Source organism: Mycobacterium sp. ENV421 (genome assembly GCF_002887815.1).
In the GTDB taxonomy this organism is placed as follows: domain Bacteria; phylum Actinomycetota; class Actinomycetes; order Mycobacteriales; family Mycobacteriaceae; genus Mycobacterium.
This window is the reverse complement of sequence record NZ_PDHO01000022.1, coordinates 35,954-60,082: the sequence shown is the minus strand read 5'-3', so window position 1 is coordinate 60,082 and position 24,129 is coordinate 35,954. Positions and strand designations below refer to the sequence as shown.

Sequence of the window (24,129 nt, the reverse complement as noted above, 5' to 3'; positions counted from 1 at the left end):
ATCACCGAACGCAGTTGTTGCCGACGATTTCCTTGCAGACCGCTCCCGGCGGCGCAGGGTTGACCGTCGGCGAGAACGAGTTCGCGCCACCGGGCGACACAGCCTTTTCCGTCGGCGAGGGCACCACGGTGGACGACGGAGTGGTCGTAGTCGTCGACGACGGGGCGTCCTTCGCGTTCGAGCTGCACGCGGTCAGCGCACCCATCCCGACGATTGCGGCCCCGCCAGCAAAGAGTGCAATCTGACGAGTCAGGCGACCAGAGCTCATGATGTTTCCTATCTGTGTACGCCGAAGTGGCGAAAGGCTACTTTACTGGATGACCGCTGTGGGTCCAATGGGGGGAGCATACCGCTCAAGCAAACTTTTGGGCGGCTTTTCAGTAGAGGTCCAGGCGCCGATCGGCGAGCAGGTCGACATACTCCGTCAGAGTCTTGTCGTGCGTGGCGGTCAGGTCGACGTCGGCAATGGCCAGCCCCGGTCCCGATCCTGCTTCGGCGACCACCCAGCCGTCGGGGTCGACGATCACACTGCCCTGCGTCCACGGCTGGCCACGTTCGACTCCCGCGCGATCGCACACCGCGACAACCACCCGATTGAGCCGCGCGGTGGACATCGCCGTGATCACCTCACCGGGCCGCTCCCCCTCGGGACGCGGGAACAGTGGCCAATTCACCGGCGCCGCAATCAATTCCACGCCGTCAACGGCCACCTGGCGGGTCACTTCACCGAACTCCAGGTCGTAGCAGACCATCACCGCGATCGCGCCGTGCCGCGTCTTCAGCACCGCAGGCAGCGCGGCGCCGCGGGTGAAGATCAGCTTCTCCCGGTCCCACAGATGTGTTTTGCGGTAGGTCGCGATCACTCCGTCGCGGTCGAGCGCGACCGCGCTGTTGTACAGCAACCCGTCGTCACCGAGTTCGCAGAACCCGCCGATCACGATCGCGTCACCGGCGGCGGAACGCCACCCGTCGAACGCCGGGTCGGTGGGGCGCAACGCCACCGAGCGGGCTTCGTCGGCATCGGCGAACATATAGCCGGAGGTGGCCAGTTCCGGCAGCACCACGACGTCGGCCCCGTGCGCGACCGCGTCAGCAACAGCACCCGTCGAGAGCTCGAGATTGTCGGCCAGCGCGCCGACGGTGGGGTCGATCTGGGCGCACGCGATCCGGGTCATCCTTGCAGGCTAACCTCGCCGCAGGGAACCGGCAGAGGAGGAAGCATGGCATCCGCGAACGACAACGTGCCGGACTCCGGGATCGTCGGACCCGTCGACGCCACGAAATATCCCCGCTACACCGAGCCGTCGACGTTCGCGCGGTTGCCGCGGATCTCCGAGGTGCCCGGCGCCGACGTTCGCATCGTCGGGGTGCCCTTCGACAGCGGGGTGTCCTACCGGCCGGGAGCGCGATTCGGACCATCGCATGTCCGCGCGGCCTCCAAGCTGCTGCGGCCGTTCAACCCGGCGTTGGGCGTTAATCCGTTCACCACTCAGCAGGTGGCCGATTGCGGCGACATCGCCGTCAACCCCTTCGACATCGAGGAGGCGATCGCGGGAATCGACACCGCGATGACCGACCTGCGCAAGGACGGGTCGACTGTTCTGACCATCGGCGGCGACCACACCATCGCCCTGCCCATCCTGCGCTCGCTGGCGCGCGACCACGGCCCGGTGGCGGTGCTGCATTTCGACGCCCATCTCGATACCTGGGACACCTATTTCGGCGCGCCCTACACCCATGGCACACCGTTCCGGCGGGCCAGCGAGGAAGGGCTGATCGACATGGAGAGATCGCTGCACATGGGCATCCGCGGCCCGTTGTACAGCAAGACCGACCTGGAGGACGACGCCGTTCTGGGCTTCCAGGTCATCCGCTCCGATGATTATGAATTCGACGGTGTCACAAGCATTGTGGAGCGGATGCGCAAGCGTCTCGAGGGCGGCCCGGTGTACGTCTCAGTCGACATCGACGTCCTCGATCCCGCGCATGCGCCCGGCACCGGAACGCCGGAAGCCGGTGGGTTGACGTCGCGCGAACTGCTCAACACGCTGCGCGGGCTGGTGGGCCTCGACGTGGTCGGCGCCGACATCGTCGAGGTGGCCCCGGCCTACGACCACGCCGAGATGACCGGGATCGCCGCCGCCCACGTCGGATACGAACTCCTCTCGGTGCTTGCCGCCAACCGATAGGCTGCCGGTGTGGGCACCCTGCGGAAATGCGCTGGTTCGGTGCCGTCGGACGGACCGGCCCAGCGCGCGGACTGCGAGAAGATGCAGCGCCGCGCGCCGGCTCGCAACCTGCATTGGGCCGAGTCGATCACCCGCCGTCAGCGCGTGCTCAACATCGCGGCGACGATGGCCGCCGTCGTCACCGCTGTCATCGGGATCCTGCAGTTCATCACCGCCGACCACTTGGTGGCGATCGGGCTGGTCAATCTGGGCACCGCGGCCATCTTCGGGGTCATCCCGCTACTGCACCGCTTCGGCGAGAGCATCGCCGCGCTGGCCTTCATCTTCTTCGCGTTCTTGTCCCTGACAATCGTCGGCTGGCAGGTCGGGACCGACTCCGGCATCCAGTTCTACTATCTGGTGTCGGCGTCGCTGGCCGTCCTCGTGCTCGGCGTAGAGCATGTCGTGCTGGCCTCGATGGTGGTGGCGATCGGCGCCGGGCTGACCATCGCATCGCAGTTCCTGGTGCCCGGCGACACCGGAATCCAGCCGCGCTGGCTGGTCAACGCCGGCTTCGTGATCACCACGGTGTCCGCCTGCGTGATGATCTTCGCGACGGTCTGGTACGCCATGCGGGAAGTCTCCCGCGCCGAGGCGGCAATGGAATTCGAGTACCTGCGCTCCGAAGCACTGCTGGCCAACATCCTTCCGGCCACCATCGCGGCGCGCCTGAAAGACCCGGCCCGCGGCACGATCGCCGACCGATACGACGACGCCTCGATCCTGTTCGCCGACATCGCCGGCTTCACCGAGCGGGCCAGCCAGATCGCACCCGCCGAATTGGTGCGCTTCCTCGACCGGCTGTACACCACGTTCGATCGCCTGGTCGACAAGCACGGCCTGGAGAAGATCAAGACCACCGGCGACTCCTACATGGTCGTCAGCGGCGTGCCGGAGCCTCGCGACGATCACGCCGACGCGCTGGCGAACCTCGCACTCGACATGGCCAAGGCCGTGCGGGATCTGCGCGATCCCAACGGTCAACTCGTGCCGCTGCGGATGGGGATGGCCGCCGGCCCGGTGGTCGCCGGCGTGGTCGGCGCCCGCAGGTTCTTCTACGACGTGTGGGGCGACGCGGTCAACGTCGCCTCCCGCATGGAGACCACCGACCCCGAGGGCCGCATTCAGGTCCCCCAGGATGTCTACGAACGGCTGCGGGACCGGTTCGTCCTCGAGGAGCGCGGCGACGTCGACGTGAAGGGCAAGGGCCTCATGCACACCTGGTACCTGGTCGACCGCCGAGCCACCACCAGTCCGGGCAGCGATCGACCCGCCCAGGAAGAGACTGGGCGGGTCGAAAGTCCAACCGGTTAGACCTTGCGGTTCTCCGACTTGAGCAGCCACGCCAGCTTCTCGAGCCCGTCGATCATCTGGTGCAGCTGGTCGGCTGTCGTAGGGTCCTCGGCGTCGACGGCGTCGTGCACGTCGCGCAGCGTGGCGACGACGGCGTAGATCGCCGTGGTGATCAGCTCGACCACCTCGCTGGTGTTGTGCTCGTACCCGGGAATCTGCGGGACGCTGGTGGTCGCCGCGACGGTGTCGGAGCGGCCGTCGGGCACCGCGTCCAGCGCACGCATCCGCTCGGCGATCGTGTCACTGGATTCGCGGGCGAAGTCGACGACGTCGTCGAGCTGCAGGTGCAGATCGCGGAAGTTGGTTCCGACGACGTTCCAGTGCGCCTGCTTGCCCTGCAGATGCAATTCGATGAGGTCCACCAGGACTCGCTGCAGGTTGCCTGCCAAATCTGCCGAGGCCTGGAATCCGGTTACTTCTGCGGGGTTTCGTCGTTGTCCAGTCGCTGTCGTCATGCAGTGTTCAACAGGATGTGACCGGTAAACCTGCCCCGATTCGCTGTCATCCTCGTCACGCCGGGCGCTACATGACTTTGGACAGGAAGGCCTTCGTCCGGTCGTGCTGCGGGTTACTCAGGACTTCCCGAGGCGGCCCGCTTTCGACGATCACCCCACCGTCCATGAACACCAGTTCGTCGGCGACCTCGCGGGCGAAACCCATCTCGTGCGTCACCACGATCATCGTCATGCCCTCGCTGGCAAGTTTTTTCATCACGCCCAGCACTTCGCCGACGAGTTCGGGGTCCAACGCCGAGGTCGGCTCGTCGAACAGCATCAGCTTGGGGTCCATCGCCAGTGCCCGTGCGATCGCCACCCGCTGCTGTTGGCCGCCCGACAGCTGCGCCGGGTAGGCGTCGGCCTTCTCGGACAGGCCCACCTGATTGAGCAGATCCCGAGCCCGATCGAGCGCGGCAGCCTTCTTCATCCGCTTGACGTGCACCGGCGATTCGATGATGTTGGCCAGCGCCGTGCGGTGCGGGAAAAGATTGAAGTGCTGGAACACCATCCCGATGTCGCGGCGCTGTTTGGCGGCCTCGCGCGGGGGCATCTCATAGAGCTTGTCGCCACGCTCGCGATACCCGATGAGATCGCCATCGACGTAAAGCCTTCCGGCACTGACAGTTTCGAGGTGATTGATGCAGCGCAGGAATGTGGACTTGCCGGAGCCCGACGGCCCGACAAGCACGAGCACCTTGCCGGGGTCCACCGACAGCGTCACACCTTTGAGCACCGACAGGGCGCCGAAGTCCTTGCACACCCGCTCGGCGCGCACCATGGGTTCGCCGGTCATACGTGTCCCGCCTCCGTACCGGTCTGTGCCTTGGCCAAGGCCTCGAGTTGTTTGGAGGTCAACTGCCGGGAGATGCCGCGGGAGAAGTACTTCTCGAGGTAGTACTGCCCCACCATCAGCACACTGGTGATCACCAGGTACCAGGTCGCCGCCACCAGCAGCATCGGAACCGGTTCGAAGGTCCGGGCCGCGATCTCCCGCGAGGCAATGCTGTACAGGTCATAGGAATACGGCACGGCCGTCACCAGCGATGTGGTCTTCAGCATGCTGATGACCTCGTTGCCGGTCGGCGGGATGATGACCCGCATCGCCTGCGGAAGCACGGTGCGGCGCATCGTCATTCCCCACGACATACCCAGCGCGGTCGATGCCTCCGACTGCCCTTCGGGCACCGACGTGATGCCTGCCCGGATGATCTCGGCCATGTACGCGGCCTCGTTGAGTCCGAGACCGATGACCGCCAGCAGGAACGGGATGGACAGGTTCTGCAGGTCTAGATGGAAGAACGACGGCCCGAACGGCACGCCCAACTGGATGTGCTGATAGATCGTCGGGATCAGCCCCCAGAACACCAGCTGCACGTACACCGGTGTGCCGCGGAAGATCCACAGGAAAACCCATGCCACCGAACCGAATACGGGGTTCGGCGACAGTCGCATCACCGACAGGATCACACCCAGCACGACGCCGAGCACCATCGCGTACACCGTCAGCTGCAGTGTGTTGAAGACACCGAGCATGATCCGGTCGTTGAACAGATACTCGCCGTACGTCGACCAGCCGTAGGCCGGGTTGGTGGCCGCGCCATAGATGAACAGGCCAACCAGAACGATGATGACGGCCGCCCCCACCCACCGCCACGGATGACGAAGCGGTACCGCGTTGATGGCAGGTGGAGCCGACTCGTCGACAGCCATATCGGTTAGCTGGTCCCCCCGTTGATGACCGGCTTGGTGATCATCCCGGCTTCAACACCCCAGTTGCTGGCGATCGTCTTGTAATCACCGGTCTCGATGAGGTGTTCGAGCGCCTTCTGCAGGGAAGCGGCCAACGGCGAACCCTTGGCGACCGGCCAGCCGTAGGGCGCGGAGTCGAAGATCTCGCCGGCAGCCTCGAGCTTGCCGTTGCTCTGCTTGATGGCGTACGCGGTCACCGGCGAATCCGCCGACATCGCGTCGGCCTGGCCGAGAACCACCGCGTTGGTGGCGGCGTCCTGCCCGTCGAACTTCAGGATCTCGATGGCCGGCTTCCCGGCGTCCGTGCACGCCTTGCTCTTCTTGGGGAGCTCGTCGGTTTCCTCGGTGGTGGTCGCCTGCACGGCGACCTTCTTGCCGCACGCGTTGTTCGGATCGATCGGCGACCCGGGCCGCTGCGCCCACATGATGCCCGCGTTGAAGTAGTCGACGAAGTCCACCGACTGCTGGCGCTCCTTGGTGTCGGTGAACGACGACATGCCGACGTTGAAGGTGCCCTGCTGGATCGAGGGGATGATCTTGGCGAAGTCCGCTTCGCGGAAGTCGGCGGTCAAGCCCATCGTGGAGGCGATGGCGTTCATCAGGTCGACGTCGAAGCCGACGATCTTGCCGCTGGAATCCTTGAATTCGTTGGGCGCATAAGGAATGTTGACGCCGACGACCAACTTGCCCGACTTCTTGATGTCGTCGGGAACCGTCGCCGCGATCTCGTCGACCTTCTCTGCCTTGGCCGCCGTGGTCGCCGTCGACGGCCCTGCGCCAGAGTCACTCTTGCTGCTGCAGCCGGACAGTGCCAAGGCACCGGCTATGCCAATCACTCCAACTACGCGACACCATCCAGTGAGCACGGTTGCCTCTTTCTCTCGACTGCATCCCGGGCCGTCCTGCCCGAAACTAATGGCCTGATCCGGGTTTTGTACTCCCGGTAACGGAACAGTAGTAGCACCGTAACCATCTGGCAGCGGATCCACAGGTACGCGCAGCTAGTGTGGCCCGCCGTGCCTGACCTGAATCGAATCCATTTCGCCATCATGGACGGCCCCACGGCCGCGACCCTCGCGCAAGTGCTGCCGGTGCTGCTGCTGAGCCTGATGGTGGAAGTCCGCCGGACCCGGTTGCACCGGTCGCCGGCCCGCCGGTTCCTCGGCGTCTTCTTTCTGTTCTTCGCCGTCGCCGAAACCGTGATGGTGCTGTCCATCGACGGAGCCGTCTACCCGTTCCAGTGGTCCGACCTGATCGCCGCGCTCCTGATATTCGGATTGATCACCATGCTGTACTGGCTGTCGCTGCGCGAACGCGGTGACGACGAGGACACTCTTTGACGTCAATTCACCCGTTGAAGTGGTCAAATGACGTCGATCGTCAACCCGCTGTGCAACACTTCCGGCCATGACAACCACCTCTGCCCCGCCGCTTCTGCCGCATCTGTGGAAGTCGGTCCTGCTGTCGGGCGTTCTGTCGCTCGTTCTCGGAATCCTGGTACTCGTCTGGCCGGGAATCTCCATCCTCGTCGCCGCGATCTTCTTCGGCGCCTACCTTCTGGTGACGGGCATCTCGCAGGTGTTCCACGCCTTCACCCTGCATGTGTCGGCCGGCGGCCGGGTCATGTTGTTCATCAGCGGTGCCGCTGCCCTGATCCTCGCGGTGCTCTGCTTCCGCAGCATCCAGAACTCCATTCTGCTGCTGGCGATCTGGATCGGTGTGGGCTTCATCTTCCGTGGCGTCGCCACCGCGGTGTCCGCGATCAGCGACCCGGACACCCCCGGCCGCGGCTGGGAGATCTTCGTCGGCGTGATCAGCCTCATCGCCGGCATCGTCGTGCTGGCGTCACCGTTCCCGTCGCTGGCCACGCTGACCCTCGTGGTGGGTATCTGGCTGGTCGTCATCGGCGTTTTCGAAGTGGTGGCCTCCTTCGGAATCCGCAAGGCGTCGAAGAACCTCGGCGACCGAATCGCCGCCACGACGCCCTAGGATTCTCGTCACAAAGGCCAAAAGGCTCTAGCGCGAACGGCGCGGATCGCTACTACACTTTGTCGTAGATAGGCGATCCGCGCCTTTCGCGTTGGTTGGAGAGTTCCGCGATGAGCGCTCTTGACGTGTCCCGATGGCAATTCGGAATCACGACGGTCTACCACTTCATATTCGTACCGCTCACGATCGGGCTGGCGCCGCTGATCGCTGTCATGCAGACGATCTGGGTCCTCACCGACAACCCGGCCTGGTATCGGCTGACCAAATTCTTCGGCAAGATCTTCCTGATCAACTTCGCCATCGGTGTCGCGACCGGCATCGTGCAGGAGTTCCAATTCGGGATGAACTGGAGCGAATACTCCCGCTTCGTCGGCGATGTGTTCGGCGCGCCGCTGGCGCTGGAGGGCCTGGTTGCGTTCTTCCTGGAGTCGACGTTCATCGGGCTGTGGATATTCGGCTGGACCCGACTCCCCCGCTGGCTGCACCTGACGTCGATCTGGCTGGTGGCCATCGCGGTCAACCTTTCGGCCTTCTTCATCATCACCGCGAATTCGTGGATGCAGCACCCGGTGGGCACCCGGTTCAACCCGCAGACGGGTCGCGCCGAACTGCAGAGCATCGTCGAGTTGTTCACCAACAACACCGGAGTCGCGGCCTTCTGGCATGCGGTCACCGCGTCGTTCCTCACCGCCGCGACGTTCGTGGCTGCCGTCTGCGCGTGGTGGATGGTGCGGTCCAAAGCCAGCCCCGACGCCGTCGCGATGTACCGTCCGGGCGCGATCCTGGGCTCACTGGTCGCTCTGGTCGCCTGCGTCGGCTTGTTTTTCACCGGCGACGTGCAAGGCAAGCTGATGTTCCACCAGCAGCCGATGAAGATGGCTGCCGCGGAATCGTTGTGCCACACCGAAACCGATCCCAACCTGTCGCTTCTGACCGTCGGGACGCACAACAACTGTGACAGCATCACCCGCGTCATCGAGGTGCCTTTCGCACTGCCGTTCCTGGCTGAGGGCAAGTTCAGCGGAGTGACGTTGCAGGGCACCAAAGACCTTCAGCAGCAATATGAACAGAAGTTCGGTCCCGGGTGGTATGTGCCCAATCTGTTCGTCACCTACTGGGCGTTCCGCGCGATGATCGGCTTGATGGCGGTGCCGCTGCTGTTCGCACTGGCCACACTGTGGCTGACGCGGCGCGGCCGGGTGCCGGGCACACGGGAAGGAAAGTGGTATTCCCGCTTCGCGCTGTGGACCATCCCGACACCGTTCCTGGCTGCCATCGCCGGCTGGGTGTTCACCGAGATGGGCCGCCAGCCGTGGGTGGTCGCGCCCAACCCCGACGGCGATCAACTGGTCCGGCTGACCGTTCGACAAGGCGTGTCACTGCACGGACCGGGCCTGGTGTGGGTATCGCTGATCTCGTTCACCCTGATTTACGCGGTGCTGGCGGTGATCTGGTTCTACCTGGTCCGCAGATATGTGACCGCGGGCCCGCTCGAGCACGACGCCGAGCCGGCGCCGCCCACCCCGCCCGGGGACGACGAAGTCGCACCCCTGTCGTTCGCCTACTGAGGAGCCAACCATGGGGCTGCAACAGATTTGGTTCGTGATCGTGGCGGTGCTGTTCCTGGGCTTTTTCGTCCTGGAGGGCTTCGACTTCGGCGTCGGCATGGTGATGACCTGGCTGGGCCGGATCGGTAAGGGAGACGCAGAATCTCATCGTCGGGCGGTGCTGAACACCATCGGCCCGGTATGGGACGGCAACGAGGTGTGGCTGATCACCGCGGGCGGCGCCATGTTCGCGGCCTTTCCGCACTGGTATGCCACCGTGTTCTCCACGCTGTATCTCCCGCTGCTGGTGATCCTGCTGTCGATGATCGCGCGCGTCGTGGCCATCGAATGGCGCGGCAAGATCGACGATCCGAAGTGGCGCCGCTGGTGCGACATCGGCATCGCGACCGGGTCGTGGCTGCCGGCGATCCTGTGGGGTGTCGCGTTCGCGATCCTGGTCAACGGACTGCCCGTCGGGCCGGACAAGAACGTCGCCGACCTCGCCGTGTCCGACGTGCTGAACCCGTACACCTTGCTCGGTGGGCTGGCCACCTGTGCGCTGTTCCTGTTCCACGGCGCGGTGTTCCTGGCCCTCAAGAGCGGCGGCGCGGTACGCAGCGATGCCGTCGGGCTGGCCCGCACGCTCAGCGTGCCCGCGACGGTACTGGTCGCCGCGTTCGGCGTGTGGACGCAACTGGCACACGGGAAGCCGTGGACCTGGGCGGTCCTGGCCATCGCCGTTATCGCCCAACTGGCCGCCGTCGCGGCGGCGTGGGCCGCCCGGGAGGGCTGGGCATTCCTGGCGACGACGATCGTCGTCGCCGCGGTGGTGACGTTGCTGTTCGGGTCGCTGTACCCCAACCTGGTGCCGTCGACCATCAGCCCGGCCTACGACCTGACGATCTACAACGGCTCGTCCAGTCCGTACACCCTGAAGGTGATGACGTGGGCGGCTGCGATATTCACTCCGATCGTGCTGATCTACCAGGGTTGGACCTACTGGGTGTTCCGCAAACGTGTCTTCGCCGAGTCCATTCCCAAGTCCGTCGGCCTGCCATTGAGGCGCGTGCCCTGAGCTCCCAGCGCCGGTCGGGCCCGCTGGATCCACGTCTGTGGCGGGCCTCTTCGGCTGTGCGCCGGTATCTGGTCGCGACAGTCGGCTGCGGAACGCTGATCGCGGGCTGCGCGATCGCCGGCGCCGTGATCCTCGGCCATCTGGTGGCCGGCGTCATCACCGACCCGGCCACCCGCAGCCTCGGCCACTGGCGCACCGAACTGGCGATCCTGGCCGGGCTCTGGCTGTTTCGGGCGCTTATCCTCCTGCTGCAGGGCCGGCTCGGTCAGCGGGGCGCCAGTGCGGTGATCGCCGACCTCAGCGGCCGGGTGCTGCGGACCGTGACCGCGCTGCCACCCGCTGCTCGCGACGCCCAGCACGACGACGCCGCAACGATCATCACCACCGGGCTCGACGGTCTGCGGCCATATTTCACCGCGTATCTCCCGGCGCTGTTTCTGGCAGCGATCCTCACGCCGGCCACCGTTGTGGTGATCGCGTTCAACGATTTTCAGTCCGCACTGATCGTCCTCGTCGCCCTGCCACTGATCCCGATCTTCATGGTGTTGATCGGGCTGGCCACCGCGGAGCGATCAGCGGCGGCGCTGGCCGCGATGACCACACTGCAGGCCCGGCTGCTGGATCTCATCGCCGGCATCCCCACCTTGCGGGCCCTCGGCCGTGCCGACGGCCCGGCACAACGCATCACCACACTCAGTGCCGCCCATCGTCGTTCGGCCATGGCCACCCTGCGCATCGCGTTCCTGTCGGCACTGGTACTCGAACTCATCGCCACCCTGGGCGTCGCGCTGGTCGCGGTCAGCATCGGTCTGCGACTGGTGTACGGCGAAATGAGTCTGGCCGCGGGGCTGACCGTGTTGTTGCTGGCGCCCGACGTGTTCTGGCCGCTGCGCCGGGTCGGTGTCGAATTCCACGCCGCACAGAACGGAAAGGCGGCTTCCGACAAAGCGTTCGCACTGATCGAGCAGAATCCCGCGCCGTTGCACGGCACCGGCACCGTGGACGCGGCCGGCGCGGAGATCGTCATCGACGCCCTGGGTGTCGCCGGCCGCGACGGAATGTCACCGCACCTACTGTCCGGGCGCATACTGCCCGGCAGCGTCACCGTGCTCACCGGCGCCAACGGCGCCGGCAAGTCCACCACCCTGCTCGCGATAGCGGGACTGGTCAGTCCCACCCACGGCCGGATCACCGTTGGCGGTCTCGACGTCGACGAGATGGACCGGTCGGCCTGGTGGCCGCAGCTGGCCTGGCTGGCTCAACGCCCGGTGATCATCCCGGGCACGGTCGCGGAGAACCTGGATCTGTTCGGCGCGCTCGCCGACCATCAAGCCGCCTGCGACGCAGCCGGTTTCACCGAGGTGTTGGCCGCACTGCCCCACGGACCGGACACGGTGCTCGGCCGCGGCGGCGTGGGGTTGTCGCTGGGGCAACGCCAGCGGCTGGGCCTGGCCCGGGTACTCGGGTCCCGCGCGCCCGTGCTGCTGCTCGACGAGCCGACCTCGCATCTGGACGAGGCCACCGAAGAGACTGTGCTGCAGGCGATCCGCGATCGCGCAGCAGCAGGATCCACCGTCGTGGTGGTCGCACATCGAGACAGTGTGGTCCGGATCGCCGACCACGTCATCGCGGTGGAGGCCGATCACCATGCCCGCGTTTGACCGACTCCGGCTGCTGCTGGCCATCACGCTCGGCACGCTGGCGCTGGGCAGCGCACTGGCATTGGCCGGGGTGTCGGCCTGGCTGATCACCCGCGCGTGGCAGATGCCGCTGGTGCTGGACCTGTCCATCGCCGTGGTGGCAGTGCGCGCGTTGGGCATCTCGCGGGGGGTTTTCGGTTACTGCGAACGGTTGGCGTCCCACGACACCGCGCTGCGGGCGGCGGCCGGTGCCCGAGCCGAGATCTATCGCCGTCTGGCCCATGGCCCAGCCGACATCACGGCTCGGCTGCACAGCGGTGATCTGCTCACCCGGGTCGGCGCCGACGTGGACACGCTCGCCGATGTCGCGGTTCGCGCCGCGGTCCCGATCGGCGTCGCGGCCGTGCTCGGCGTCGCCGCCACGGCCGTCATCGCGATGATCTCGCCGGCCGCCGCCGTGGTCCTGGCGCTGTGCCTGCTCGTCGCGGGTGTGCTCGCACCGGTATTGGCCGCACGCGCCGCGCGGGCACAGGAAGCTGTTGCCCGCGCTCAACAATCGGACCGCGACATCGCCGCCCTCACCGCGCTCGATCATGCCGCCGAACTGCGGGTGGCCGGGAGGCTACCGGCCCTGATCACCGAAGCCGAACAGCGCCAGCGGGATTGGGGCTCGGCGATCGACCGCGCGGCAGCACCCGCCGCCGCGGCGGCCGCCGTGCCGACCCTGGCGATCGGAGCCAGCGCGATCGGGGCCGTCGTCGCCGGCATCGGCATCGCCGCGCACACCGCCCCCACCACACTCGCGGTGCTGATGTTGTTGCCGCTCTCGGCGTTCGAGGCCACCGTCGCCCTGCCGGCCGCAGCGGTCGCTCTGACTCGCGGCCGGATCGCCGCCGCGCGCCTGCGCGAGCTGCTGCCGTCGGGGGCCGTCCAATCCGACGTCGTCGTCACCACTCTCGCCACGACACCGGTGCTGGCGGCCGACCTGCGTGCCGGTTATCCCGGCGGGCCGACCGGTGAGCACGTCGCTGTGACGCTGCAACCCGGTGCCCGGCTGGCGATCACCGGGCGAAGCGGTGCGGGAAAGACCGCACTGCTGATGACGCTGGCCGGCCTGCTGCCACCGGTCGACGGCGCAGTGACCATCGACGGGAAAGCGACGACCGAGCTCAACGAATCTCAATTGCGGAGCACCATAAGCTATTTCGCCGAAGACGCACACCTGTTCAACACCACCGTCCGGGACAACCTGTTGGTGGCGCGCGGCGATTGCACCGACGACGAGCTCACCGCCGCACTCTCCGCGGTGGGCCTCGACGATTGGCTGGCCGCGCTGCCCGACGGATTGGGCACGGTGCTGATCGGCGGTGCGGCCGCGGTGTCGGCCGGGCAGCGACGCCGGCTGCTGCTGGCCCGGGTGTTGCTGTGTCCGGCACCGATCGTGCTCCTCGACGAACCGAGCGAACACCTCGATGCCGCCGACGGTCAACGCATCCTGACCGCCCTGCTCGACGGCAGCCTGCTCGGCGCACACCGCACCGTGGTGGTCGCCAGCCATCAACTTGGTATCGACATCACCTGTCCGCGACTATCGATCGGCGACGGCAGGTAACGTGCAATCCATGACTGAGCCCCCAGAGCAGGCACCTCAGCAGCCCACCCCGCCCCCGTACGGGGCGCCACCACCTCCTCCCCCCGGCTATCCCGCTCCCTCGTACGGCCAGTATCCCGGCGGCTATCCCCCTGCCCCGCCGCAGCCGTATGCCGGTTACACGCCACCGCCCACCGGGCCTCGCAACGGCTTGGGCGTCACCGCCCTGGTGATCGCGATCGTCGCACTTCTGTCGTCGTTCTCCGTGGTCGGCGGCGTCATTCTGGGCATCGTGGCGGTGATCATCGGCTTCGCCGGCCGCAGCCGGGTCAAGCGCGGTGAAGCCAACAACGGCGGCGTCGCACTGGCCGGCGTCATCCTCGGTTTTCTGGCGATCATCGTCGGTCTCGCGTTCATCGCCGTGTGGGTCGGCGTGTTCAAAGAGGTCGGCGCCACCGACTACATCGACTGCCTGCAGAAGGCCGGCCAGGACCAGCAGCAGGTTCAGCAGTGCGCCGACGAGTTCAAGCAGTCCGTGGAGAACAAGTTCAGCGTCACCTTGACGCCGACGCCGTAGGACCTATCGGTCGCCCTCCCCGGACTCCGTGGGCAGCTGCCGCCGCCTCGGGAAGAACTCCAGCGAAAGCAACACCACGAGCAGCGGCAGCACCTGCCTCAGCGACAGCAGCACGTACCGGCGATCACCGAGGGCGTGGAACTTGCGCAGGTACCGGTACAGCGACTCCAGTGCGATCAGCGAGTCGCCCAGATGGATCGCCGTGTAGAAGAATGCGCTGAGCGCTCCCCGCTGCTTTTCGTTGAAGATCTCCGGGAACGCCGCGAATGCCAGCGAAAGGCGTTGAGCTCCCTCGGCTTTCATCGCGTCGATCATGTCCACGGACAGCCGCTCGTCGATGCCGTTCGGGGCGCCGCGGCGCCGCCACGGAACGTCGAGGGTGATGTCGCTGCCGGCACCGGCGACCGCGTAGCGGTGAAATCCCTGCACCCGGCCCGCCCGGTCACGCGCGATGATCAGCAGGACGCCGGGGTAGCGACCGGTCAGCGTGCCATCGAGAATCATCGAGAAACCACGCTCGGTGCGCGACCCCTTGGCCGACGACAGCAGCACGTCGGTGAGCTCGGCCAGCAGATGGTCGTCGAGTTCGGACTCGGCGACGATCTCGGTGCTGATCCCGAAGTTGTGGGTGCGCTGCACCGCCTGCCGCAGGTTGCGGAACTTGCGGCCCACCATGTCGAAGGACGGCACGTCGATCACCACGTCGCGGCCGATCGGAACCGGTCGCAAGGCCTGCCCGATCACCGCGGGATCTCGCCACAGCCCGAGCCTGTGCTCGCTGCAGCCCAGGACCACCACGCGCCAGCCGTGGGTGTGGCACATGCCGGTGAAGTCGCCGATCAGCTCCTCGAAACGGCCTTCGTCACCGATCGGATCGCCACTGACGACGGCGTAACCCAGCCGGGTCCGGTAGGCGACCGCGGCGGTGCCGTCGGCGCTGAAGAAGTAGCTCTTGAGGTTCTGCATCGCGAACGGCGCCACCGGGTCACCACTGGTGGCGTCGACCAGGGCCCACACCCTGGCCAGCTGGGACGGATCGGGTCGCGCGGTCGTCGGCCACATCAGCAGCAACCCCGAGGAGGCGATCAGCACGTCGCCGGTGAGGTCGAAGGCCAGTAGGTGGGCGGCGAATCCGGCGAGCACCGCCGCGGCGGCGGCGATCGCATGCGCGGCGGTCACCGGGCGGCCGAGGAAGATGCCCCGGGCGATCAACGCGACGGCAGCCAGGATCGTCAGCGACCACGCCACCCGGCTGTCGGTCTGCCAGTCGGTGTGGTGGCGGTGCGCGCGGACCATCAGCACGGTGAGCCAACTGCAGGCGATGAGCAGTGCCAGCGCGCCCACCCAGCGCGCGGCCAGGGTGTCGACATTGACGACAACCCGTTCCCTTGCGCGCACACGATGCGCGACCTGAACCGGCGGCTCGGTCACGTGACCGACGATACGCCTTCTATCAGGCATTTCCGGGGAAGTGCTTGACGATGCCCTCCTGCGTGACAGTTGCCACCACCTCCCCGGTCGGGTTGAAGAAGTGGCCGGTGCCCAGGCCGCGGGACTCCGCGGCGACCGGCGAATTCGTCGAATAGAGCACCCACTCGGAGAAGTCGACCTGCCGGTGGAACCACAGCGAATGGTTGACCGTGACCGCGAAGATGCGGTCCCAGCCCCAGGACAGACCGTGGGTGGTGATGATCGAATCCAGGATCGTGGTGTCGGACGAATAGATCATCGCGGCGGTGTGCAGCGTCGGGTCGTCGGGCATTGGGCCGTCGGCCTTGAGCCACACCTGATTTGCGGTCAGCATGCCGTTCTTCTCGCGCATGATCCACGACGGGTCGTTGGTGTAGCGCCACTCGATCGGGCGGAGCGCCGCGACGAATCCGGGCACCACTTTCTCGTACCCGACGAGCAGCTCGTCGATCGTGGGCAGCGTCTCCGGCGCGGGCAGGTCGGGCATCGGGGTGTTGTGTTCGAGGCCGCTTCCCGCCGACAGGTAGGACACCAGCGCGGTGGCGAGCAGTGTGCCGTTCTGGACGGCGTCAACACGCCGGTTGGCGAACCGCCGCTCGTCGCGCAGCCGGACGACATGGAATTCGATGTCGGCCTCCGGATCGCCGCCTGCGATGAAATGCACCGACAACGCGCTGGGTGCGATCTCGTGCCGAAGAGTGCGGGTGGCCGCCACGAAGGCCTGGGCCATCAGCTGCCCGCCGAAGGTGCGCGGCGGGTTCTTGTGCGGATGCGCCCCAGCGAACACGTCGTCGCCGACTGGGGAGAGATCGAGGATGGCCAGCAGCTCGTCGAGGTCCGCGTTGGCCAAGAGTTCTCTCCCCTAGTGGTCGTCCTCCCCGATCCGGTGGACATGGATCAGGTTTGTCGAGCCTACTGTGCCCGGCGGAGCACCTGCGACGATGACCACAAGGTCACCGCGCTTGTAGCGGCCCAGCTCCAGCATCGAGCGGTCGACCTCGCGGATCATGTCGTCGGTGGTTTCCATGTGCCCGACGATGAAGGTCTCGGTGCCCCAGGTCAGCGCCAGCTGGCTGCGCACCTCCGGCAGCGCGGTGAACGCCAGCAGCGGCAGCGGGGTGTGCAGTCGGGCCAGCCGCCGAACGGTGTCCCCGGATTGGGTGAACGCGACCAGGGCCTTGGCGTCGAGGCGCTCACCGATGTCACGAGCGGCATACGAGATGACGCCGCGCTTGGTGCGCGGCACGTGGGTCAGCGGCGGGGCCGCCGTCGAGTTCTCCTCGACCGCACCGATGATGCGAGCCATCGTCCGCACCGACTCCAGCGGGTACTTGCCGACCGAGGTCTCCCCGGACAGCATGACCGCGTCGGCACCGTCCAGCACCGCGTTGGCGACGTCGGAGGCCTCGGCCCGGGTGGGCCGGGAATTCTCGATCATCGACTCGAGCATCTGGGTGGCCACGATCACCGGCTTGGCGTTCTCCCGGGCCATCTGGATGGCCCGCTTCTGCACCAGCGGGACTTCTTCGAGCGGCAGCTCGACGCCGAGATCGCCGCGGGCCACCATGACGGCATCGAAGGCCAGCACGATCGCCTCGAGATTGTCGATCGCTTCCGGCTTTTCCAGCTTGGCGATCACCGGGACGCGACGGCCGACCCGGTCCATCACCTCGTGCACCAGCTCGACGTCGGCGGGTGAGCGCACGAACGACAGCGCCACCAGATCCACTCCCAGGCGCAGCGCGAACTCGAGGTCCTCGATGTCCTTCTCGGACAGCGCAGGCACCGACACGTTCATGCCGGGCAGGGACAGGCCCTTGTTGTTGCTGACCGGACCGCCCTCGGTGACCATGCACACCACGTCGTCGCCGTCGATGTGTTCGACGACGAGCGCCACCTTGCCGTCGTCGACCAGCAGACGGTCACCCGGCTGAGCATCCCTGGCCAGGTTCTTGTAGGTGGTCGACACCCGGTCGTGATTGCCCTCGAAGTGCTCGACGGTGATCCGCACCGTCTCACCGTTGGCCCAATACGTCGGTCCGTCGGCGAAGCGGCCCAGCCTGATCTTGGGTCCCTGCAGGTCCGCCAGGATCCCGACCGCACGTCCGGTCACATCGGATGCCAGGCGAACCCGCTTGTAGGCCGCCTCATGATCGACATAGTCGCCGTGGCTGAAATTCAGGCGGGCCACGTCCATGCCGGCGTCGACCAAAGCTCTCACCGACTCATCGGTGCTGGTGGCCGGGCCGAGGGTACAGACAATCTTCCCGCGTCTACTCACGACGCCTCAGCATAGTCGCGGTTCATGGGCATCTCGACCGATCCAGATGGCGGCAGCACGGTATTCACTCAGCCGACGGCCAATGGCAATTGGTGCGGCCGTACCGGCTCGGGGAGATCCGACTCACCCATGAGATACGCATCGACCGCGTGAGCGGCGGCGCGCCCCTCGGCGATCGCCCACACCACCAGCGAGGCGCCGCGGTGGGCGTCGCCGCAAACAAAGACGCCGGGCGCGTCGGTCTGCCAGTCCGATCCGCAGCTGATGACCCCGCGCGGACTCAACGCGACGCCGAGGTCGTCCAGAAGTGTCATGTGTTCGACACCTTCGAAGCCGATCGCCAGCAGCGCCAGATCGCACGGAATCTCCATGGCCTCACCCACCGGCGTGATGACCCGCCGGCCGTCGACCCGCTCGACCTTCACCTCGGCGATCTCGAGTGCGCGCAGGTTGCCCCCGCCGTCACCGACGAACCGCTGCACCGCGACCTGATAGTGAACGGTGCCGCCCTCGGCGTGCGCGGGCGACGTGCGCAGCACCAGCGGCCAGGTGGGCCACGGGGTCAGCTCATCGTTGCGGACGTCCGGCGGTTGCGGGTTGTAGTCGAGCTGGGTCACCGATGCCGCGCCCTGGCGGTGTGCGGTGCCCAGGCAGTCGGCTCCGGTGTCGCCGCCGCCGATGATCACCACATGTTTGTCCTTGGCCGACAGCGGCGACGGCCCGTCACCCTCGCATTCCCGGTTGGCCGGGACCAGATGCTCCATCGCGAGGTGGACACCGGCCAGCTGACGGCCCTCGACGTCGGTGTCACGGCCGCGCAACGCACCGACCGCCAGTACGACGGCGTCGAACCGGTTGCGCAGCTCCTCGACCGAGATATCCACGCCCACTTCGCATTCGGTGACGAAACGTGTTCCCTCGGCGCGCATCTGGGCCAACCGCTGGTTCAGCGTGGCCTTCTCGAGCTTGTACTCGGGGATTCCGTACCGGAGCAGACCGCCCAGTCGGTCGTCGCGTTCGTAGACGGTGACGTGGTGACCGGCGCGGGTCAGCTGCTGGGCCGCGGCCAGCCCCGCGGGTCCGGAGCCGACGATCGCCACGTTGCGGCCGGTGCCGATCGCGGCGGGCTGCGCTTCGACGATGCCGAGCCGCCAGGCCTGGTCGGCGATGGTGTTCTCGATCCGTTTGATCGTCACGCTGCCGCCGGTCTGCTCCTCGCCGATCGACAGCACGCAGGCCGCTTCGCACGGCGCCGGGCACAGCCGGCCGGTGAACTCCGGGAAGTTGTTGGTGGCGTGCAGGCGTTCGCTTGCGGCGTCCCAGCGACCGCGTCGCACCAGGTCGTTCCATTCCGGGATCAGGTTGCCCAACGGGCACCCCGCAGTTCCGGAGTGGCAGAACGGGATTCCGCAGTCCATACAGCGGCGCGCCTGCTGGGCCACCTCGCCGGCGCGCTCCTGGGGATTCTGGCGCTCGTACACCTCGCGCCAGTCGCCGACCCGCTCGTCGACGGCCCGCTTGGCGGCCTCGATCTTCGGCACTTTCAGAAACCCGGTGGGATCAGCCACGTGTCGCCTCCATGATCGCGGTGTCCACGTCACGCCCCTCCGCCTTGGCCATCCGGGTGGCCTCGAGCACCTTCCGGTAGTCGGTGGGCATGATCTTGGTGAATTGTGCGCTGCGCCTTGGCCAGTCCGAGAGCACCGAACGGGCCAGCGTGCTGCCGGTGCACCGGGCATGGCGAGCCACGACGTCGTGCAGCCATTCCAGGTCGTCGGGGTCCGGCGCGTGCAGCTCGACCATCGCCGTGTTGACCATGGCCGGGTCGAGACCCAGCACATAGGCGATGCCGCCGGACATTCCGGCTGCCATGTTGCGTCCGGTGCGGCCCAGCACCACGACGCGCCCGCCGGTCATGTACTCACAGGCGTGGTCCCCCACCCCTTCGGTCACCGCGAGCGCACCGGAGTTGCGGGCGGCGAACCGCTCACCGACCCGGCCGCGCAGGTACACCTCGCCCGAGGTCGCCCCGTACAGCAGGGTGTTGCCGGCGATCACGTTGTCCTCGGGCAGGAACAGGACGTCGTCGGGCGGCCGGACGATCACCCGGCCACCGGAAAGTCCCTTACCCACATAGTCGTTGGCGTCACCGATGAGGTCGAGGGTGATACCGGGCGGCAGAAATGCGCCGATGGACTGGCCCGCCGAGCCGGTGAGCGTGATGTGGATGGTGTCATCCGGCAGGCCCTGGGCGCCGTAGCGGCGGGTGACCTCCGAACCCAGCAGGGTGCCGACGGTGCGGTTGACGTTGCGGACCGGCAGTTCCAGCCGAACCGGGTGGGCGTCCTCCAGCGCACCTTCGGCCAGCGCAACCAGGGTCTGGTCCAGAGCGTGCTCGAGGCCGTGCTCCTGATCCCGCAGCCGCCGTCGCTGCGGCAACGCGCCGCCGTGCGCGTCGGTGGGCACCGCGAAGATCGGGCTCAGGTCCAGGCCCTTGGTCTTCCAGTGCGCCACCCCGTCGTCGGTGTCGAGCACCTCCGCGTGGCCGACGGCCTCGTCGATGCTCCGGAAGCCCAACTCGGCCAGCATCACCCGGACGTCCTCGGCGATGAACCGGAAAAAGTTCTCGACGAACTCCGGTTTGCCGTTGAAACGTGCTCGCAGTTCCGGGTTCTGGGTGGCCACCCCTACCGGGCAGGTGTCGAGGTGGCAGACCCGCATCATGATGCAACCGGCCACCACCAGCGGCGCGGTGGAGAAACCGAATTCCTCAGCGCCGAGCAGTGCGGCGACCATGACGTCGCGGGCGGTGCGCAGACCGCCGTCGCACTGCACGGTGATGCGATCGCGAAGTCCGTTGAGCACCAACGTCTGCTGGGTGTCGGCGAGACCGATCTCCCACGGCGCCCCGGCATGCTTGAGGCTGGTCAGCGGCGCCGCGCCGGTGCCGCCGTCGTATCCGGAGATCAGCACGACATCCGCGTGCGCCTTGGACACCCCGGCCGCGACCGTGCCGACCCCGACCGAGCTGACCAGTTTGACGTGGATCCGGGCTTGGGAGTTGGCGTTCTTGAGGTCGTGGATCAGTTGCGCCAGATCCTCGATGGAGTAGATGTCATGGTGCGGTGGCGGCGAGATCAAGCCCACCCCGGGCGTGGAGTGCCGGGTCTTGGCGATGTTCGGGTACACCTTGAAGCCGGGCAGCTGCCCGCCCTCACCGGGCTTTGCGCCCTGGGCCATCTTGATCTGGATATCGGTGGCGTTGACCAAATAGTCACTGGTGACACCGAACCGGCCGGACGCCACCTGTTTGACGGCACTGCGCCGGCGGGGGTCGTAGAGCCGGTCTTCGTCTTCGCCGCCTTCACCGCTGTTGGACCGCCCGCCGAGGGCGTTCATGGCGATGGCCATGGTCTCGTGGGCTTCCTGCGAGATCGAGCCGTAGCTCATGGCGCCGGTGTTGAAGCGGCTGCAGATCGCCTCGACGGATTCCACCTCGTGCAGCGGAACCGGTGGCCGCAGACCCTTGTTGAAGCCGAACAGTCCGCGCAGCGTACCGCCCTCACGGGACAGCCGGTTGACCTCCGCGGAGTACCTGGCGAACACCTCGCCCTGCCCGGTGCGGGTCGAATGCTGAAGCAAGAAAACCGTTTCCGGGGTGAACAGGTGCAGTTCACCTTCGCGGCGGAATTGGTATTCTCCGCCGACCTCGAGGCGGCGATGCACCCGCTCGGTGGGGTTCTCCGGATAGGCACGGCGGTGCCGCAGCTTGACCTCCTCGGCCAGCACGTCGAGTCCGACGCCGCCGAGTTGGCTGACCGTGCCGGTGAGGTATTCGTCGACCACATCCTTGGACAGCCCGATGGCTTCGAAAGCCTGTGCAGCCGTGTATGAGCCGACGGTCGAGATGCCCATCTTGCTCATCACCTTCATGACGCCCTTGCCGAGCGCCTTGAGGTAGTTGCGCACGGCGGTGCCCGGGTCGATGCCGGTGAGTTCACCCTCCCGGATCAGGTCCTCGATCGACTCGAACGCCAGATACGGGTTGACCGCGGCCGCCCCGTATCCGATCAGCAGCGCGATGTGGTGGACCTCGCGGGCGTCACCGCTTTCCACCACCAGCGCCACCATGGTGCGCTGTTTGGTCCGGACCAGATGGTGGTGCACCGCGGCGACGGCCAGCAGCGACGGGATCGGCGCACGGGTGTGGTCGGAGTCGCGGTCGGAGATGACCAGCGTGCGTGCGCCTTTGGCGATCGCGTCGGACGCCCGGTGGCGCAGGTCCTCGATGGCCTCGGCCAGGCCTTCCCCGCCGCGCTCGACATCGTAGAGCGCCTTGAGGACGGCTGACTTCAGGCCGGGCTGCTCGCCGTCGTCGTTGATGTGGACGATCCGGTTCAGCTCGTCGTTGTCCAGAACCGGCCAGTGCAGCAAGATCTGGCGGCAGGACGCGGCCGTCGGTTCGAGCAGGTTCTGTTCGGGGCCCATGACGCGGGCCATCGAGGTGACGATCTCCTCGCGGATCGCGTCCAGTGGCGGGTTCGTCACCTGGGCGAACAGTTCGACGAAGTAGTCGTAGATCAGCTTGGGGCGCTGGGACAGCACAGCCACCGGGGTGTCGGTGCCCATCGACCCCAGCGGCTCCTGGCCGGAGGCCGCCATCGGGGTGAGCATGATCCGCAGGTCTTCTTCGGTGTAGCCGAACGCGACCTGGCGCCGCACCACCGATTCGTGGTTCGGCGAGACCCGGGTCCGGGCAGGCAGAGTCGCCAGATCGAGCAGACCGGCGTGCAGCCATTCGGCGTACGGCGCTTCGGCGGCGAGCTGACCCTTGATCTCGTCGTCGCTGACGATCCGACCGGCGGCGGTGTCGATCAAGAACATCTTGCCCGGCTCCAACCGACCCTTGGCCACCACTTCACCCGGCGCAATGTCCAGCACGCCGCTCTCACTGGCCAGGATCACCCGGTCGTCGATGGTGCGCCACCACCGGCCGGGCCGTAAGCCGTTGCGGTCCAGGACAGCTCCCACCACGGTGCCGTCGGTGAACGTCACACACGCGGGTCCGTCCCACGGTTCCATCAGCGAGGCGTGGTACTGACAGAACGCCCGGCGGGCCGGATCCATGGTGGTGTTGTTCTCCCACGCCTCGGGGATCATCATCATCACGGCATGCGGCAGACTGCGGCCGCCGAGGTGCAGCAGCTCGAGCACCTGGTCGAAGGACGCGGAGTCCGACGCATCGGGAGTGCAGATCGGCGAAAGCCGGCTCAGATCACCGGGAATCATGGTGCTGGCCAGCATCGCTTCCCGGGCGTGCATCCGGTTGCGGTTACCCCGCACGGTGTTGATCTCGCCGTTGTGCGCCACGAACCGGAAGGGGTGCGCCAACGGCCAGGACGGAAAGGTGTTGGTGGAGAATCGACTGTGCACGATCGCGATCGCACTGCGGCAGCGTTCGTCGCGCAGATCGGGAAAGTATTGCGGCAGCTGCATTGTCGTGAGCATGCCCTTGTAGGCGATGGTGCGGCTGGACAGCGACGGGAAGTAGACGCTGTCGGGCCCTTGCTCGGCGCGCTTGCGCAGCGGGTACACCAGGCGGTCGAGATCGATCCCGCCGGCCCGGTGGCCGTTTCGTTCGGGAGCTGCCACGAACAGCATCGACATGTGCGGCATGCAGCCCAGCGCGGTGGCGCCGACTTCGGCGCCGTCAGGGTCGACCGGCACGGCCCGCCACCCGAGGACCTCCAGGCCCTCCTCCTCGGCGATTGCCTCGACCCGGCCGACAGCGGCTTGCCGAGCGAACGGGTCCGTCGGCAGGAAGCAGATGCCGGCGGCAAAGCTGTTGCAGCCGTTGATCGTTGGTGTGGGAAGATCGAATTCCGCCACAGCGGAGAGCAATTCGACCGGCAATTGCAGCAGGATTCCGGCGCCGTCTCCGCTGTTGGGTTCGGCCCCGGCGGCACCGCGGTGTTCGAGGTGTTCGAGTGCCGTCAGTCCGTCGGCGACGATCTGGTGTGACCGTCGGCCCTGGATGTCGGCCACCATCGCCACACCGCACGAGTCGGACTCGTGCCGGGGGTCGTAGAGACCCTGCGCTTCGGGAAGTGCCGAGAACAGCATTCCACGCTC

At 66.9% G+C, this 24,129-nt stretch carries 20 protein-coding genes; 10 read left to right on the top strand and 10 right to left on the bottom strand.

Annotated features, from left to right (window positions below; genetic code table 11):
* Nucleotides 1-17: 17 nt before the first annotated feature.
* Complete coding sequence (locus tag CRM90_RS30530; protein WP_233209450.1) at nt 18-245, top strand: hypothetical protein; 228 nt, start codon at nt 18-20, stop codon at nt 243-245.
* A gap of 132 nt (nt 246-377) precedes the next feature.
* On the opposite strand, the gene CRM90_RS21960 is transcribed toward CRM90_RS30530, so the two are convergent.
* Nucleotides 378-1,175: a nitrilase-related carbon-nitrogen hydrolase gene (locus tag CRM90_RS21960; RefSeq protein ID WP_102809048.1), complete on the bottom strand. Its 798-nt coding sequence runs from the start codon at nt 1,173-1,175 to the stop codon at nt 378-380.
* Between the two features lie 45 nt (nt 1,176-1,220).
* On the opposite strand from CRM90_RS21960, the gene speB reads away from it, so the two are divergent.
* Both speB and CRM90_RS21950 read left to right on the top strand, forming a co-directional pair.
* Entirely contained in the window at nt 1,221-2,189 is a 969-nt protein-coding gene (speB, locus tag CRM90_RS21955; protein ID WP_102809047.1) for an agmatinase, read from the top strand.
* A gap of 81 nt (nt 2,190-2,270) precedes the next feature.
* Nucleotides 2,271-3,542, top strand: coding sequence for an adenylate/guanylate cyclase domain-containing protein (locus CRM90_RS21950; protein ID WP_199189997.1), 1,272 nt, complete (start codon nt 2,271-2,273; stop codon nt 3,540-3,542).
* Here the strand turns inward: CRM90_RS21950 and CRM90_RS21945 are convergent.
* The 4 genes from CRM90_RS21945 to CRM90_RS21930 form a co-directional block, all read right to left on the bottom strand.
* On the bottom strand, nt 3,539-4,036 hold the full coding sequence (locus CRM90_RS21945) for a Dps family protein (RefSeq protein ID WP_102809045.1): 498 nt from the start codon (nt 4,034-4,036) through the stop codon (nt 3,539-3,541). The two genes, CRM90_RS21950 and CRM90_RS21945, sit on opposite strands and share 4 nt — an antisense overlap.
* A 67-nt stretch (nt 4,037-4,103) precedes the next feature.
* Nucleotides 4,104-4,871, bottom strand: a complete 768-nt coding sequence (locus tag CRM90_RS21940) for an amino acid ABC transporter ATP-binding protein (protein WP_102809044.1) — start codon at nt 4,869-4,871, stop codon at nt 4,104-4,106.
* Nucleotides 4,868-5,788 (bottom strand): amino acid ABC transporter permease, encoded by a 921-nt coding sequence (locus CRM90_RS21935; RefSeq protein WP_102809043.1) that lies wholly within the window; start codon nt 5,786-5,788, stop codon nt 4,868-4,870. Before CRM90_RS21935 ends, CRM90_RS21940 begins: the two co-directional genes overlap by 4 nt.
* A 5-nt stretch (nt 5,789-5,793) precedes the next feature.
* On the bottom strand, nt 5,794-6,663 hold the full coding sequence (locus tag CRM90_RS21930) for an ABC transporter substrate-binding protein (RefSeq protein ID WP_102809042.1): 870 nt from the start codon (nt 6,661-6,663) through the stop codon (nt 5,794-5,796).
* 180 nt (nt 6,664-6,843) lie between these two features.
* Here CRM90_RS21930 and CRM90_RS21925 point away from each other — a divergent pair, with 180 nt between their 5' ends.
* The 7 genes from CRM90_RS21925 (at nt 6,844) to CRM90_RS21895 (ending at nt 14,246) form a co-directional block, all read left to right on the top strand.
* Nucleotides 6,844-7,167, top strand: coding sequence for a hypothetical protein (locus CRM90_RS21925; protein ID WP_233209449.1), 324 nt, complete (start codon nt 6,844-6,846; stop codon nt 7,165-7,167).
* Nucleotides 7,168-7,234: 67 nt separating this feature from the next.
* Nucleotides 7,235-7,816, top strand: coding sequence for an HdeD family acid-resistance protein (locus CRM90_RS21920; RefSeq protein WP_102809040.1), 582 nt, complete (start codon nt 7,235-7,237; stop codon nt 7,814-7,816).
* A gap of 110 nt (nt 7,817-7,926) precedes the next feature.
* Nucleotides 7,927-9,384 carry a cytochrome ubiquinol oxidase subunit I gene (locus tag CRM90_RS21915; protein ID WP_102809039.1) on the top strand — a complete coding sequence of 486 codons (1,458 nt, stop codon included), beginning with the start codon at nt 7,927-7,929 and terminating at the stop codon, nt 9,382-9,384.
* Between the two features lie 10 nt (nt 9,385-9,394).
* Complete coding sequence (cydB, locus tag CRM90_RS21910) at nt 9,395-10,438, top strand: cytochrome d ubiquinol oxidase subunit II (RefSeq protein WP_102809038.1); 1,044 nt, start codon at nt 9,395-9,397, stop codon at nt 10,436-10,438.
* Between the two features lie 56 nt (nt 10,439-10,494).
* On the top strand, nt 10,495-12,099 hold the full coding sequence (gene cydD, locus CRM90_RS21905; RefSeq protein ID WP_102809037.1) for a thiol reductant ABC exporter subunit CydD: 1,605 nt from the start codon (nt 10,495-10,497) through the stop codon (nt 12,097-12,099).
* A complete protein-coding gene (gene cydC / locus CRM90_RS21900; protein WP_102809036.1) occupies nt 12,086-13,690 on the top strand; it encodes a thiol reductant ABC exporter subunit CydC in 1,605 nt (534 codons plus the stop codon). Before cydD ends, cydC begins: the two co-directional genes overlap by 14 nt.
* A 10-nt stretch (nt 13,691-13,700) precedes the next feature.
* Nucleotides 13,701-14,246: a DUF4190 domain-containing protein gene (locus CRM90_RS21895; protein ID WP_102809074.1), complete on the top strand. Its 546-nt coding sequence runs from the start codon at nt 13,701-13,703 to the stop codon at nt 14,244-14,246.
* 3 nt (nt 14,247-14,249) lie between these two features.
* Here CRM90_RS21895 and CRM90_RS21890 read toward each other — a convergent pair whose 3' ends face one another.
* From CRM90_RS21890 to gltB, 5 genes are all read right to left on the bottom strand, one after another.
* A complete protein-coding gene (locus CRM90_RS21890; RefSeq protein ID WP_102809035.1) occupies nt 14,250-15,707 on the bottom strand; it encodes a bifunctional lysylphosphatidylglycerol flippase/synthetase MprF in 1,458 nt (485 codons plus the stop codon).
* Nucleotides 15,700-16,566: an acyl-CoA thioesterase gene (locus tag CRM90_RS21885; protein ID WP_102809034.1), complete on the bottom strand. Its 867-nt coding sequence runs from the start codon at nt 16,564-16,566 to the stop codon at nt 15,700-15,702. Before CRM90_RS21885 ends, CRM90_RS21890 begins: the two co-directional genes overlap by 8 nt.
* A gap of 12 nt (nt 16,567-16,578) precedes the next feature.
* Nucleotides 16,579-17,997 carry a pyruvate kinase gene (gene pyk, locus CRM90_RS21880; protein ID WP_102809033.1) on the bottom strand — a complete coding sequence of 473 codons (1,419 nt, stop codon included), beginning with the start codon at nt 17,995-17,997 and terminating at the stop codon, nt 16,579-16,581.
* A gap of 68 nt (nt 17,998-18,065) precedes the next feature.
* Nucleotides 18,066-19,565: a glutamate synthase subunit beta gene (locus tag CRM90_RS21875; RefSeq protein ID WP_102809032.1), complete on the bottom strand. Its 1,500-nt coding sequence runs from the start codon at nt 19,563-19,565 to the stop codon at nt 18,066-18,068.
* Entirely contained in the window at nt 19,558-24,120 is a 4,563-nt protein-coding gene (gltB, locus tag CRM90_RS21870) for a glutamate synthase large subunit (protein WP_102809031.1), read from the bottom strand. The genes CRM90_RS21875 and gltB overlap by 8 nt, the downstream gene beginning before the upstream one ends.
* Nucleotides 24,121-24,129 lie beyond the last annotated feature (9 nt).

What these genes read in the sequence shown, in the direction of transcription:
- CRM90_RS21960 (WP_102809048.1), bottom strand. Translation starts at nt 1,175, where the DNA reads ATGACCCGGATCGCGTGCGCCCAGATCGACCCCACCGTCGGCGCGCTG.
- speB (WP_102809047.1), top strand. Translation starts at nt 1,221, where the DNA reads ATGGCATCCGCGAACGACAACGTGCCGGACTCCGGGATCGTCGGACCC.
- CRM90_RS21950 (WP_199189997.1), top strand. Translation starts at nt 2,271, where the DNA reads ATGCAGCGCCGCGCGCCGGCTCGCAACCTGCATTGGGCCGAGTCGATC.
- CRM90_RS21945 (WP_102809045.1), bottom strand. Translation starts at nt 4,036, where the DNA reads ATGACGACAGCGACTGGACAACGACGAAACCCCGCAGAAGTAACCGGA.
- CRM90_RS21940 (WP_102809044.1), bottom strand. Translation starts at nt 4,871, where the DNA reads ATGACCGGCGAACCCATGGTGCGCGCCGAGCGGGTGTGCAAGGACTTC.
- CRM90_RS21935 (WP_102809043.1), bottom strand. Translation starts at nt 5,788, where the DNA reads ATGGCTGTCGACGAGTCGGCTCCACCTGCCATCAACGCGGTACCGCTT.
- CRM90_RS21920 (WP_102809040.1), top strand. Translation starts at nt 7,235, where the DNA reads ATGACAACCACCTCTGCCCCGCCGCTTCTGCCGCATCTGTGGAAGTCG.
- CRM90_RS21915 (WP_102809039.1), top strand. Translation starts at nt 7,927, where the DNA reads ATGAGCGCTCTTGACGTGTCCCGATGGCAATTCGGAATCACGACGGTC.
- cydB (WP_102809038.1), top strand. Translation starts at nt 9,395, where the DNA reads ATGGGGCTGCAACAGATTTGGTTCGTGATCGTGGCGGTGCTGTTCCTG.
- cydC (WP_102809036.1), top strand. Translation starts at nt 12,086, where the DNA reads ATGCCCGCGTTTGACCGACTCCGGCTGCTGCTGGCCATCACGCTCGGC.
- CRM90_RS21895 (WP_102809074.1), top strand. Translation starts at nt 13,701, where the DNA reads ATGACTGAGCCCCCAGAGCAGGCACCTCAGCAGCCCACCCCGCCCCCG.
- CRM90_RS21890 (WP_102809035.1), bottom strand. Translation starts at nt 15,707, where the DNA reads ATGCCTGATAGAAGGCGTATCGTCGGTCACGTGACCGAGCCGCCGGTT.
- gltB (WP_102809031.1), bottom strand. Translation starts at nt 24,120, where the DNA reads ATGCTGTTCTCGGCACTTCCCGAAGCGCAGGGTCTCTACGACCCCCGG.